Source organism: Dysgonomonas sp. (assembly GCF_035323175.1).
Taxonomy (GTDB): Bacteria; Bacteroidota; Bacteroidia; order Bacteroidales; family Dysgonomonadaceae; genus Dysgonomonas.
The window spans coordinates 504,593-519,231 of record NZ_DAOKYH010000002.1; the positions used below are offsets into that span (position 1 = coordinate 504,593).

Here is a 14,639-nt window from a genome sequence, read left to right on the forward strand (position 1 = left end):
TTAAAAAATTAGCTTCATGAAAAAGATAAAAAATTTAATGCAAAAGCCTCTTGTGGGTATAATTGCACTAGCACTAACAGTTTCATCATGCTCTGGATTTCTTGATGAAGAGCCTCTAAATCAAAAGACAGATGGAACATTTTGGACTTCTGCTGCTGATGCTCAGGCCGCAGTAAACATGATCTATTACGGGGGAGTACCATATCTTTATGGTGGTCGTGAAAATGGTTGGCAACCAACCCGCCTTATGTATAGTGGTCTCCTTTCGGGTTTATTTACAGATCAAAAAGGTGACGGAAATATATCAGGACGAGTTCGAGATTTGAATATTACATTTCAAAGTGTTGGAGAAGTAAATGAACTTTATCGTGAGCCTTATGTATGTATCGGACGTTGTAATGTATTAATTGCACGTATACCAGGAATGGTAGCAAAAGGCATAATCACAGAAACTCAGAAAGATGAATTTCTAGCTCAAGCTTATTTCTTCCGCGCATGGTCTTATTATTTCTTGTTGAAAGAATTCGGGTGTAAAGATGGGGAAGCCAAAGACGGAGGTAATGGAGGAGTTCCTCTAATCTTAGAGCCTATAGAAACAGCAGATCCAACAGTAATTAATAAGCCTCGAGCTTCGATTACCGAAGTATATACTCAGATAGAGAAAGATCTTCAGGAGGCAATCAAGGCTTTACCTAATACTACGTTTTATGCAAACAAATGCCGTATAACAAAGCCTGCAGCACAAGCATTATTAGCTACAGTATATTTGCAATGGGCCGGATATCCATTACAGAATACAGCTAAATATGCAGAAGCAGCAGCAATGGCAGAAGCAGTTATCTCTGGTGGTGCGGGGCATGACCTTGAAGCCAGTGATGATAATGGAGCTGCTCAAAAAAGTGCATTCAATAAGATTAAAAACAGCAAATCATCCAAAGAGATCATATATGCTATCGAATATGAACAACTCCTGGATCGTGGAAACGGATACATCAATGCTTGTATGACTAATGCTGCAACCTCATGGAAAAAAGCCGACGGTAAAACGAATGTATTCAAAACAAGTGTACTAGCAAATATGTATCATGCTGAAGATGCTGTTATCAAAAGTTATGTAGATGGTGATGTTCGTATCATGGAAAAGAACTTCTTCTTTCAGACATATACTTCAGCAGAAGGCTTAACTTACGACTGCGATCAATATGACAACTGGTTTTGGTTCGAAGATTACGCAATGGTAAATACTGTAGGTTCTAGTCTAAACTTTCCGGTATTCCGTTTGTCTGAAATGCATTTGATCGCAGCTGAGGCATATCTAAAACAAACATCACCTGATCAAGCTAAAGCTAAAGCTCATCTGGAAATTGTAAAAAAACGTGCATTCACTGTTAATGGAGTTTTGAGCAGTAAGTATTCATTACCAGCAACAATTACTATTGATGATGTATTAACTGAGCGCTTACATGAATTCCCATTAGAACTAAAAGTTTGGGATGACATTCGCCGTAACCATTTGTACCCTCAGCTTCAAAGTGATATGTCTTTAAAATGGGTAGATATTGCATCAGCCACTATTTATAATAAATCTGATGGTAAATCTTTCTCTAACAATATGCATATGTTGATATGGCCATTTTCAGATTCGGCTCTGGATCGTAATCCTAGCCTATCTCAAAATCCAGGATATTAATAAAACATAAGAGAATTTTACGTCTCTAACATTCTAATAACCTGCAATTCCCATTGCAATAAAGGAATTGCAGGTTGTTTAACTATAAATTACGAAAACAAGTATCTCTTTTATTTCTCAAAACAATTGACAGAATATAATGAAAAAGCTAATATTATCTGTTCTACTTGTTCCTTTTTTAGCTTGTCAAAGCCAATCATTATCAACGAATCCGAAAGAACTGTTGGATAATGACCTTACAACATCTTACACAGGAAAAAGGCAACTGAATCAAATTGTATTTGATACAGAATATACCACGCCTGTGTTAAGCTATAAAATATACTCCACAGGGGAGCTCCCTGCTTATGATCCTACCAACTGGACTATAAAAGGATCGAATGATAGAAAAAAATGGATAATAGTAGATGAGAGAAAAGATCAGATTTTCTGCTCACGTTTTCAGGAGGTATTATGTGTAGTACAAAAGCCTGCAAGATACAAATATTATATGCTGGAGGCCAAAACTTCCAGCAATGACACACTGAAGATTGCTGAAGTTGTATTATCAAATAAAAACCTAAAAGCTGGTTGGGAAAACTTTAAATATCCCAAAGTAGTATTTGAGTCTCTCGATCCCGATACTGAAGGTAATAAGATATATCATCAGCTAGTGCAGAATCCTGACGAGTATGTAAAATACCACACCCAGAAGGTAGCAGAAATATTGTACTATACGGCTAATGATCCAATGGTAGATGTACAGGAAATAGACTATACACTGAAAGATTACAACGGAGTTTCGGCTAAAGGAGGCAGTTCTCCCAACATAAATATAGTGTATAGTACACAGCATATAGAAAAGTCGGCTAAAGAATCATTACATAAATTAGATTTCGAAACACGTGGCGTTCTTTATCACGAATTGACGCATGGTTACCAGTTTGAACCAAAAGGCATTGGAAACTATGGCAATAATAAAACTTTCTGGGCATGTATCGAAGGCATCGCTGATGCAGTGAGAGCCGAAGCAGGACTGTTTGATATGAGTACACGCAAACCCGGAGGCAACTGGATGGATGGTTACCGCACCACAGGATTTTTTATACAGTGGCTCACCACTAAAGACCCGGATGCAATCCGTAAATTTCACCTTACAGTAAGAGATATGGATGTATGGAGTTTTGATGGCGCTATCAAGAAAGTTTTTGGGCCCGAAGCGAATATCGAAGGCATGTGGAATGAATATCAGGAATATTTAATTAATAACGCTAAAAAATAATATGCAATTCAACAAAATTGTCCTCACTTTTTCTTTATACATTCTGTGTGGTATGGTATCCGGACAAGAGAAGACATCGTATGTCAACCCCATGATTGGCACTGTAAAGATGGGACATACGTTCCCGGGTGCCTGCGTTCCTCATGGCATTGTACAGTTAAGCCCGGACACGGATACTATACCTCATAGTATAAACGGTGTATATCAGAAAGACACATATAAATATTGTGCCGGATATCAGCACGACGACAAAACCATTGTAGGGTTTAGTCATACACACCTGAGTGGGACGGGACATTCCGACTTAGGAGATATTTTAATCGTACCCGTAACAGGACCACTCAAATTTAATCCCGGCACTGCCGACAAACCAGATTCAGGCTATCGCTCACGCTATTCGCATGATACAGAAAAGGCGCGCCCCGGATATTATGAAGTTGTACTCGACGACTATAAAGTAAAAGCACAGCTAACAGCAACAGAACGTGTTGGCGTACATAAATACACATACCCCGAGGGAGAGGTTCAGAAAATATTATTGGATCTTACACACGGAATATATAATTATGACGGAAAAGTTCTTTGGACAAGCCTGAGAGTTGAAAACGACACGCTGATTACAGGCTATCGCATCACGAATGGTTGGGCTAGAGAAAACTATACCTACTTTGCGATCTCTTTATCTAAGCCAATAAAAAAATATGGGTATGTAGATAAAGAAAAACCTAAATACTCAGGATTCTGGAGAAAGTTTGACTTACAGAATAATTTTCCTGAAATAGCCGGACGAAAGATTGTTACTCATCTCGAATTCGATAATAAAGCTTCGGCTCCTCTTGTTATAAAGGTAGCTTTGTCGGCAGTAAGTACGGAAGGAGCAATAAAAAATCTTGAGGCTGAAACGAAAGGAAAATCTTTTGACCAGATAGCCGCAGAAGCAACAGCAAAATGGAACAAAGAATTGAACGTAGTAGATATAACAGGAGACATTGATAAGAAAACAATGTTCTACACATCATTGTATCACACGATGATCAATCCTTCAGTATATATGGACGTGGATGGGCAGTATAGAGGTATAGACCATAACATACATCAGGTTAAAGGCTTTACTAATTATACGATCTTTTCTGTATGGGATACCTTTAGGGCCCTCCACCCATTATTCAATCTCATCAATAGAGAGCGAAGCACCGACATTGTAAAATCGATGATCGCTCACTACGAACAAAGCGTTCACAAAGCATTACCTGTTTGGTCTCATATGGGCAACGAAAACTGGTGCATGATCGGCTATCACTCTGTATCTGTTTTAGCTGATGCTTTGGATAAGGGTTTGAACATAGACAAAGACAAAGCGCTGGAAGCGATGATAAGCAGTTCTAACCTCGATTACTATGATGGTACAGGGTATTACAAAAAACTAGGCTATGTCCCTGTTGACAAAAATGGAAGTGGCTCGTCCATCACACTTGAATATTCGTACGATGATTGGACAATATACAATACAGCTAAAAAGATAGGTAACCAATCTGTAGCAGATGCTTATCAGAAAAGGGCTTTGAATTACAGAAACGTATTCGATCATCAAATAGGTTTTGTACGTGCTCGTTTAAGCAACGGTGAGTGGAAAACACCATACAACCTGCTGAGCACGCATGGAGAAGGTTTTATAGAAGGCAATTCATGGAACTATTCATTCTTTGTTCCGCATGATGTAAAAGGGCTTATCAAAGAAATGGGTGGCGACAAACAGTTTATACAACGTCTCGATTCACTTTTCACCATGCACTTACCTGATGAGTTTTTCGCAGAAACAGAAGATGTTACCCGCGAAGGCGTTATGGGCAATTATGTACATGGAAATGAACCAAGTCACCACATAGCATATTTATATGCTTGGAGTTCACAGCCTTGGAAAACACAGTACTGGGTACGGGAAATTATGAATCGTATGTATCGCAATAGCATTGATGGTCTATGTGGCAATGATGACTGCGGACAGATGTCAGCTTGGTATATATTCTCAGCGATGGGATTCTATCCTGTTTGTCCGGGTACAAACCAATATATTCTGGGAGCTCCTTATTTTCCTTACATGAAGGTAAACTTAGGAGAAGGACGATACCTGGAAATAAAAGCAGATAAAGTAAGCGATAAAATGCGCTATGTAAAATCGGTAAAGCTAAACGGCAAACCGTATACAAAAGCTTATATCAATTATGATGATATCAAAAATGGAGCAGAGCTTACATTCGAAATGTCGTCAACACCAAACAAAAAAAGGCTCTTCAATGAAGACGAAAAGCCATATTCTCTTTCTAAATAACTTGTTACGCTAAGATAAGAGTCATCTATTTATTCCGTTTGCTAGGTCTGGAGTTTGGGACAATACATATCCAAACTCCATAGCAAACAAACTCTCAACTTTATTACGAAGATTATGAATAAACTGTTTCGGGCCGCTGCCATTCTTATTATACATCTCACAGTCTTATCATGTAGTCAGAAGACACCAACAGAAGACATGGCTGTAAATATGACTTTAAATACCTATGTCAATCCTTTTGTTGGAACATCCGGATTTGGAAACGTATACCCGGGAGCTCAGATTCCCTTTGGAGGGATACAAATAAGTCCCGATACCGATTGTGACTATTATGATGCTGCAGCGGGCTATAAATATAACCATATGACAATAATGGGATTCAGCCTTACACATCTTAGTGGTACAGGAATCCCTGATCTGGGAGACTTCTTATTTATCCCCGGTACAGGCACAAAGAAATACACTGCGGGCACACACGAGAACCCCGACGAAGGGTACCGATCACGATATAGCCATGATAAGGAATGGGCATCACCCAATTATTATGCTGTAGACCTGTTGGACTATGATGTGAAAGCAGAAATGACTTCCGGTATCCGATCCGGAATATTCAAATTCACATTTCCCAAAACAGATAGTGCTTTTGTGATGATAGATATGGATCATGTACAATGGTTTAAAACAGCATGGTCACAATTTAGAATAGAAAATGATTCAACCATCTGCGGATTTAAGCTGGTTAATGGATGGGGACCCGAACGCTATGTTTATTTTGTAGCACAGTTTTCCAAACCATTCAAACACTCAGGAATCATGCAAGACGGCAAGCCCGTAATCTATGATACAAAACGCTTCCGTAGCGATAAAGTAGCCTATGGTACTAAAATTATGGGATGGCTTGATTTTGATGCTACGCAAGGAGCTGAGATAGAAGTAAAAGTTGCGATCTCTTCCACCGGCACATCAGGAGCCTTTGCAAATCTGAAAGAACTCGACAACCTGAACTTTGACAGCCTCAGAAAGAAAGGGGAAATACTTTGGGCTAAAGAACTAAATAAGTACAAAGTAAAAGGAACTAAAGAGCAGCTGGAAACATTCTATACATCTGTATATCATGCCTCGCTACATCCTTTCATATATGAAGATATAGATGGTAAATACAGGGCACACGATTCGAATATCCGTAATACCGATAGTAAGTTTACCAACTATACCGTGTTCTCATTATGGGATACATACCGGGCCCAACACCCTCTTTTGAACCTGACGAACCCTGACAGAAATGCAAACATGATCAACTCCATGCTGGCTCATTACGACCAGAGTGTAGAGCACATGTTGCCTATCTGGTCTTTCTACGGAAATGAGACGTGGTGTATGATAGGCTATCATGGGGTTTCGGTTATTGCCGATGCTATAGTAAAAGACATCAAGGGCTTTGACTACGAGCGTGCGTATGAAGCAATGAAAACGACAGCAATGAACCCACATTATGATTGTTTACCGGAATACACTGCTATGGGTTGGGTACCTTTCGACAAAGAGCGTGAGTCTGTTTCGAAGACATTGGAATATGCCTATGACGATTATTGCGTAGCTATGGCTGCCAAGAAATTAGGAAAGGAAGAAGACTATAAATATTTCCTCAATCGTTCTCTATCTTACCAAAACCTGATAGACCCGGAAAGCAAGTTTATGAGAGGACGCGACTCTCATGGCAACTGGCGAACACCATTCGATGCGATAGCCTATACAGGCCCGGGATCTGTTCATGGATGGGGAGATATTACCGAAGGGTTTACCTATCAATATACATGGTATGTACCTCAGGATGTACAAGGATATATAAACGAGATGGGTAATGATGTTTTTGAACAACGTCTCGACTCTATGTTCACAATGGAACTGCCTGATGATATTCCGGGTGCACATGATATTCAAGGACGAATTGGTGCATACTGGCATGGCAATGAACCTTGTCACCAGATAATATACCTCTACAACTATATCAAACAACCTTGGAAGGCACAGGAAAAGATACGCTATGTACTCGATACGTTCTATGGCAATAAGCCTGATGCCCTAAGCGGGAATGATGATTGCGGACAAATGTCGGCATGGTATATCTTCAACTGCATGGGATTCTATCCTACATGTCCGTCAAGCAATATCTATGCGATAGGTTCTCCGGGACTGGAGGCTGTAGAACTTACATTGGCAAATGGAAAGAAGATATCTATGACCACCGAGAATTACAGTAAGCAAAATGTCTATATACAGGCTATGTTCCTCAATGGAAAAGAATATAACAAGACATATATTACTTACGACGATATAAAGAACGGAGCCGACATTAAGTTTGTATTGGGTAGCAACCCGAACAAATCATGGGGAACTTCGGATGAATCTGTAGCACCGTCGTTATCTAAGCCGAAGGAGACACTTCGCTATATAAAGAATTAGACTTGTAATGGAGTCTTAGTTTTCACTACATTACTAAGCCTGTCGATTATCTTATCGGCAGGCTTTTTTTATATTACTTCCTGGCAAAGTTTTTCAATGTAAATATCCCCTCTTTCTTATACCTGATATCTTCGACCAAATAGAAAACCTTCGAATCAAAATCAGAGATTATACCTATAACTTCATTCAATGATTTGCGTCCTATGACGATCTCCACAATATGAACCTGAGATATAGCTCCTTCTCCTTTTACAAAGGTGGCTCCGATATCCTTGCTGTTCAGCACTTTTATAAGTTCCAAAGCTTCTTTCTTGGTGTATACACGCAGCAACTGATACCCAAAGGCAATCCTGTTCTCAACCAAGATACCGACATAGTTACCAGCGGCATAACCGGCAGCATAAGCAACATAAGCAACCAGACTATTGGCTTGGGAGAATATCTGAGAAATAATAACAACCCAGATAAAGACTTCAAAAAAGCCCACAATCGGTGCTTTATATTTTTCACCTTTCGATACAAAGATGATACGCAATGTACCTAGCGTTACATCACATATCCGGCCAAAGAAAATCATCACAGGCAACAACCAAGGATAAGTCTCAAAAATGGTAAACATAATAATCCTTTTTTATTTTTTGAATAAATATAAAGATACAAAATATCACTTCTCACATATTAAACAATATGAGAAGAAACTAGTCTATATTAGATATCTTTACCCTTAAATAAGGATAGTTAGAGAATGTCAAGACAAGTAGTAGCCTTGTGCATTCATCTCGCTGATCAAAAGATAGCGGTAGTTTTCTTCATCCAGCAGATAGTCCCAGCAGCCCAGATGATGAAAAAGCTCTCCACCAAATCCGGTCTTGAACTGATAGAGTCCATACATGGGATGCGAATGATCCGGTCCCGGCGAAACGCCAAACATATCGTACTCGGTACAACCATATTCCTTCGCTATTTTTATAGCTTCCCACTGGAGTGCGTAAGTCGGCATATAGTTTCTCTTGCGAGAAGATGAAGCTCCATATAGGTATGTCCCTCTATGCCCCGACATAACAAGGAATATAGCAGCCAAAGGTTCTCCTTCGTGTTCTGCCAATAGGAGTTCAACCCGAGCCGGAGATGCAGTGTCATCTGCTTTTGCAGTCAACACCGAGGAGAAATACTCTATATCATTTATATATAGTCCGTTTCGTAAAGCAGTCTCTTTATACAGATCGTACCAGATAGATATCTTATCCAACCCTACCCGCTTGACACGGATATCTTTTTTCTCTGCCAGGCGTATATTATACCGTGTCTTGGGTTTCATTTGCATCAGAATCTCATCTTCCGACAGACTCAGATCAAGATATATAGTAGTAGAGGGTAAGATATCTGAATTGCTCTTCCTCAGATTCCACTCTACTGTACCATAGTTTAACTGAAACTCCTGATATTTTTTTTCGGGAGGTCCAATCCATATTCCTTGGTCATCATAGTTGCTCTCGTCGCACCAGTGCGATTGCCAGTTGAGATCGTAGCGGATAGCAATACAACTCTTAGGCAGATGAGAACGTATTATTTCAGACAACTCCTCTAAAAAACGTCCCTGAAATTCTTCAGACGGCTCTATCTCGGGGCCATAAGGTACATAGGCCATGCTATATTCCGAGTTTAAAGGCTTTTGTAGTACCAGTACATCAGCATTAGTATATGAGTGTCCCCCTACGTTTGTGTATATATCTCTATTCTTTACCTTAAAGTCGAAAGCTTTGGTTCCCAATCCCTGATGACTCTTCACCTCAGACCAAAAGGCTGTTTGTTGTACAATCGGTGTATCGTTTATGTCTCTTATTTCTTTTTCAAATACTTCAATTACCATGATTTTCTCAAAATAGCTGCAAAGATAGGCATAATAAAAATGTAAAACCAACCAAGATATAAAAGGTGACAACTCCACAAAAACACATTACACTATGCTACAATTACTTACCCCCTAAAAGGTGACAAAAGTGACACTTTTAGCAGATCTTTTGACCTGTCACTTTCCCCGATCTGCTTCCTGACCTAAAAGCCTTTATATAAGATAATTTGGAAAAACTTAAATACAAAAGAGACTGCCTGAGAGATGATGAAAAACTCTACTCAGGCAGTCTCTTATTTTATCCTGCTAAAAAGCCTATTTCAGTTCTTTAATCCTTATATTTCTAAACTTAACCGGCGAACCATGCCCCAAGAAGCCTATATGCCCCTTCGGATTGAACAAGCCGGGATGCTGATGCCCGTCTGCTGTTCCGTTCTTGGTTGCTTCTTTGATATCTCCATCCAGAATAACCTCTCCGTTAAGCGTTACCTTTATATGATTACCATTTGCGATTATCTCCTCTTCGTTCCATTCGCCCATCGGTTTGAACTTAGCACGTTTTGCCCCTATTATGCCATACACCGAACCATGTACTTGCAATGGTGTGATATCTTTATAAACAGGATTATCATGATCTAAGATCTGGATTTCCATGCCATCATACGCAGCATCCACACCCATCGGTGTACGGATACCTACCCCGTTGTTAGCCGCAGGAGTAAGCTGAAACTCGAAACGATATATAAAGTTTGCAAACTCATCTTTTGTATAAAGATTTCCGCCATGACCACCTTTCGGATCGAGAGCTATACAGCCGTCCTGCAATTGGTAATCGGTTGTATTACCTGTCCATTGGTGCATATTTGTACCATCAAACAAAATCTTGAATCCTTCCTTTTTCTCGTCTGCCGATAGCTCAAAAGGTTTAGACCTCTCCAATTCTTTAACATATATATTACGATAATATACTTTGCTGCCATGAGCTTGCAATTCTATCTGCTCGATAGGCGAAATCGGCTGGTTACGATCCCAGTAGTTTTCAAGAATTACATTATCTACGACCAGCACTCCATTTAATTTTACAGTAACACGGTCTCCTACCATTTTAATATAAAACGTGTTCCATTCGCCCAATTTATTATCGGCGAGAGTCAATGGGTCTTTTGGATTTTTCTCATTATTATATAATCCACCCGATCCTACTTGTGCTCCTACATTTACACGTGATACATCCCATATCTGCACTTGAGGAACTCCCCGCAAATAAATTCCGGCATCTGCCTCAGGCCCCACAGGGTCGAGATTCCAATCAACATACATTTCAAAGTCGCCATACTGTTTCACAGTGCAAAGGTTATCTCCTCCTTTTCCGTCGAAGACAAGGATTCCATTTTCAGCTTTCCAATGTTCAGCTGCCACCTTATCGGCTGCTTGTTGCTTTTTAGCCAGCACAGCCGGTTTCATTTTCGCACGGACTATCGGATTTTCAACAATGCCTTTCCATCCATCTAAGTCTTTTCCGTTGAAAATAGAAACAAAGCCTTCTTCTTTCGGCATTTCATTCAGATGTTTACGGATAGCCTGTTTCTGGTAATCAGCGTCAGCATTGCTCAATACATCTATTACCTTGTTCAACAGTTCCTCTACCACCTTACCTGTATAATTTTTATTGCCTAAAGCTATTTTAGCCACTGCATCTGCTGCAGCCTGTTGCAAAGACTTACTATCCAAATATTGTCCGGCACATAGCAAAGCCAGATAAGAACCTGTATTACCCAACTGAGACAAAATACTATTCTTTTGCCCATCAGTGCGTGCTATTTCCAAAGCATCGGTAAGAAGCAAACGCCTGTTTTCTCCTGTAAGCTTAGGATTAGCGACTAATTGGATATATCGGTTAATTGCCCTGTCGAAATACAGGATATCCGCTCTGTTTTTGCAAATAGCAAGCAACTCAGGCGCAGCATCGATATCTTTCCAATCTGATAATGCCTGAAAAGCGGCATCCTTTGCCACTCCGCTTTCTTTGTTGAAACGATCTACAATGAAGCTCAATGCTTTTTCATCGCCCGTCTTTGATAGCACAGGATAATATAAATACTGTTTATCGTTACCCACCTGCCCCATACGAGCCATGATGACACCATATTGTTTTTCCTTTGGATATGACTGGAGAGCACTTGCAATCGCCTGCTGAACATAAGGAACGTTTTCTGAAGAAGCAGCCTCAAGAAGAGCATACAACTGGTTTAAGTTTTCTGCCGAAACCACATCTTTGAGAGCTGTATATGCAGCAGTCTGCACATCCGGCGATGTAGAATTGATTTGTTCAAGCACTGTAGCTATATTAGCCGAAAATTTGCGCTCAGCCAACAACTGTAATCCGGCTACTTTTCCGGCTGCGTTTGCTCCTGCTATTACAGGAACAACGGCAGAAGCAATATCTCCATTTGTAGCCGATAATGCGTCTTTGGCTATTGCTACCGTTTTAGGATCGGCATCGTTCAATAAATAAGCAAGAGCTGCTATCGCCTTCGGATCTGCGGTCTTAGCCAGTATATTTGCTGCCGATTTTTTCATATCAGCACTACCTGCCGTCAAAAAACCAATTGCAGGTTCAATGATCAAAGGCTTTATTTCGTTTCGTTTATTCTGCGATTCAGATTCCTCCCCGAGCCAGTTGAGAATATCCAACTGTGCATCAGGTTTTGCCTTTTTCAATAATTTAATCAGCTCCGCATACATTTTGCTATCTGCATAGTCAGAAGCGTATGTCAACGCAGTATATCTGTAATTACGATTGTCGTCTTTCAGTGCACTCTGCAGTTGCTGCAAGGCATTTGCAGGCTTCGCCTCCATCAGTATTTGTAATGCTGCTGAACGGGTCTGTGTTTGCCCTGCTTTTTCTGCTTTTTTCATCAGATCTGAGGCTGCTTTTTCTGCCTCTTTTTTATCTCCCTGAGTCAGTACACGTTTAATGAGGGCAATATAAGCTTCGTTAGCACCAGTTTTGCCCATTGTATAATTGTCTTTTTCGGCTGCAAGAGCTAGATCCGGCAAAGAAGCCTTTGATCCAAGCTGGCTTAATGCATACAATACAGTTTTCTTCTTGTCTGTATCATTGGTATCCAATAAACGCCTTAGTGAATTTTCGGCATCGGTTACTTTCAGTTTAGCTAATGCCAAAATAATACTTTCCGAAGACTTATCGTCGGCAGAAGCACTTAAAGCATTCAACAACGCTTTTTGTGACAACGGCGTGTTGATCGCCGATAAAGCTGCGGAAGCAGGGCCACAGAGAGATTCATCAGCAAGATATGTAGCAAGCTTAGCAACAGCCTCATCCTTACCTATCAGCTCTAGTTGGCGGATAATAAAAGCTTTGATCTCACGATCACTTACCATATCAAGGGCTTTGATATAAGCTCCTGACACCACTTGTCTTTTATCTCCCATCCCTTCGGCAGAAACATAGTGAGAAAGTCCGCTTAATGCAAATTCTACTTGCGAATTAGCTCCTTTACCTAAAGGATTCATCATCTTCACCAACAGCAAAACACCTTCTTCTCCTGTAGAAGCCAAATCTTTTATCTGGGCATAATATTGTTCCGTTTGCTGAGCCGGCATTTGTGCCAAAACATCAGCAACAATGGTTTTAGCGGTTCTGTTTGTCGGATATTGTGCAAATATCATCACTGAACAAAACAGAAATACGCCTAATAATGAGTATATTTTTTTCATGATTATATTGTTATCTTGTTTGTTTTTGATAGTACAGGTTAAATATTCCAAGGGGCACGCATTGGTTGGTCAAGCAAACGGTTAGCCGCATCATCATTCACAAACTCAAGTTTTACGGGATCAAAATGCAGCGTGCGATTTAGTCTCAACGCTACAATTCCCATATTTACTATTGTAGACGAGCGGAAGCCATTCTGCTCGTTAAGGGCAAACTGTTTGCGGGTTTTCACACTTTCAATGAAATCTGTAACCTGTTCTTCAGGCTCCGGATAGGCAGCTAGTTTCTTTTCCCAATAAGGTATATCACAAACAAAATTTTTATAAACATTACCGTTTGGCCCTGATATATACGGCGTGTTAGGATCTCCATAATCATCACCCCACAGTACGATCTGGCAACCATCATCGTAAGTATATGTGATAGAGCGCCACGTACCTATTGCATCGGAATGTTGTTGTGGCGCATCCACTTCCACTTTCACCGGGCTGGTATGATCTTTGCCAAGGAAATATTGTACAGGATCGATATAATGCTGGCCCATATCTCCCAAACCGCCTCCGTCGTAATCCCAATACCCACGGAACGTTTGGTGTACACGATGACTATTATAAGGCTTGTACGGTGCCGGGCCAAGCCACATATCATAATCAAGCTCGGCAGGAATAGCCTCCGGCTGAAGGTTTTCTTTTCCTACCCAGTAGAATTTCCAGTCGAAACCTGTATGCCTGCTGATCGTAACCTTTAATGGCCAACCAAGCATACCGCTCTGCACCAACTTCTTTAGCGGGCGAACCGGTGTTCCCAATCCATAAAAATTATCAGTGAAACGAAACCATGTATTCAAACGAAACTTCGATCCATATTGCTTAACGGCCTCCATCACACGCTTTCCTTCTCCTATGGTACGGGTCATGGGTTTCTCGCACCAAATATCTTTTCCGGCCTTGGCCGCCTCCACAGACATTATACCATGCCAATGGGGAGGTGTTGCTATATGAACAATGTCAACATTTTTGTCTAATATCAAATCGCGGAAATCGTGATATGCTGCAATATTATCAGTTACAAGGTGTTTTCCCAACTCCAGATGTTTCTTATCCACATCACATACAGCAACTAACCTTGTGCCTGCGTAATTCACATGACCACGCCCCATGCTGCCTGTTCCTATAATCCCCTTAGTCAACTGATCGCTGGGAGCAATGTAACCTCTACCCATCACATGACGAGGAATAATAGTAAGAGCTGCTGCGCTTCCTAAAATTTTAAAAAAGTCTCTCCTATTTGTTTTCATGATATAAA

General features: G+C 40.4%; 8 protein-coding genes. 4 read left to right on the top strand and 4 right to left on the bottom strand.

What is annotated here, in order from left to right:
• Positions 1-16: 16 nt before the first annotated feature.
• The 4 genes from PKC55_RS05205 (at position 17) to PKC55_RS05220 (ending at position 7,743) form a co-directional block, all read left to right on the top strand.
• Positions 17-1,690, top strand: coding sequence for a RagB/SusD family nutrient uptake outer membrane protein (locus PKC55_RS05205; RefSeq protein ID WP_291029316.1), 1,674 nt, complete (start codon positions 17-19; stop codon positions 1,688-1,690).
• 139 nt (positions 1,691-1,829) lie between these two features.
• Positions 1,830-2,951, top strand: coding sequence for a basic secretory protein-like protein (locus tag PKC55_RS05210; RefSeq protein WP_291128252.1), 1,122 nt, complete (start codon positions 1,830-1,832; stop codon positions 2,949-2,951).
• 1 nt (position 2,952) lies between these two features.
• The gene (locus tag PKC55_RS05215) at positions 2,953-5,280 is read left to right on the top strand and encodes a GH92 family glycosyl hydrolase (protein ID WP_291128250.1); all 2,328 of its coding nucleotides are present in this window, start codon (positions 2,953-2,955) and stop codon (positions 5,278-5,280) included.
• A 114-nt stretch (positions 5,281-5,394) separates the two neighbouring features.
• The gene (locus tag PKC55_RS05220) at positions 5,395-7,743 is read left to right on the top strand and encodes a GH92 family glycosyl hydrolase (RefSeq protein ID WP_291128248.1); all 2,349 of its coding nucleotides are present in this window, start codon (positions 5,395-5,397) and stop codon (positions 7,741-7,743) included.
• A gap of 73 nt (positions 7,744-7,816) precedes the next feature.
• Here the strand turns inward: PKC55_RS05220 and PKC55_RS05225 are convergent, their stop codons facing one another.
• The 4 genes from PKC55_RS05225 to PKC55_RS05240 form a co-directional block, all read right to left on the bottom strand.
• Positions 7,817-8,362 (bottom strand): DUF2179 domain-containing protein, encoded by a 546-nt coding sequence (locus PKC55_RS05225; protein ID WP_135103712.1) that lies wholly within the window; start codon positions 8,360-8,362, stop codon positions 7,817-7,819.
• A 129-nt stretch (positions 8,363-8,491) separates the two neighbouring features.
• Positions 8,492-9,613, bottom strand: a complete 1,122-nt coding sequence (locus PKC55_RS05230; protein WP_291128245.1) for a lipid II:glycine glycyltransferase FemX — start codon at positions 9,611-9,613, stop codon at positions 8,492-8,494.
• Between the two features lie 297 nt (positions 9,614-9,910).
• Positions 9,911-13,336, bottom strand: coding sequence for a DUF1080 domain-containing protein (locus PKC55_RS05235; protein ID WP_324372153.1), 3,426 nt, complete (start codon positions 13,334-13,336; stop codon positions 9,911-9,913).
• 38 nt (positions 13,337-13,374) lie between these two features.
• Entirely contained in the window at positions 13,375-14,631 is a 1,257-nt protein-coding gene (locus PKC55_RS05240; protein WP_291127615.1) for a Gfo/Idh/MocA family oxidoreductase, read from the bottom strand.
• Between the last annotated feature and the right edge of the window lie 8 nt (positions 14,632-14,639).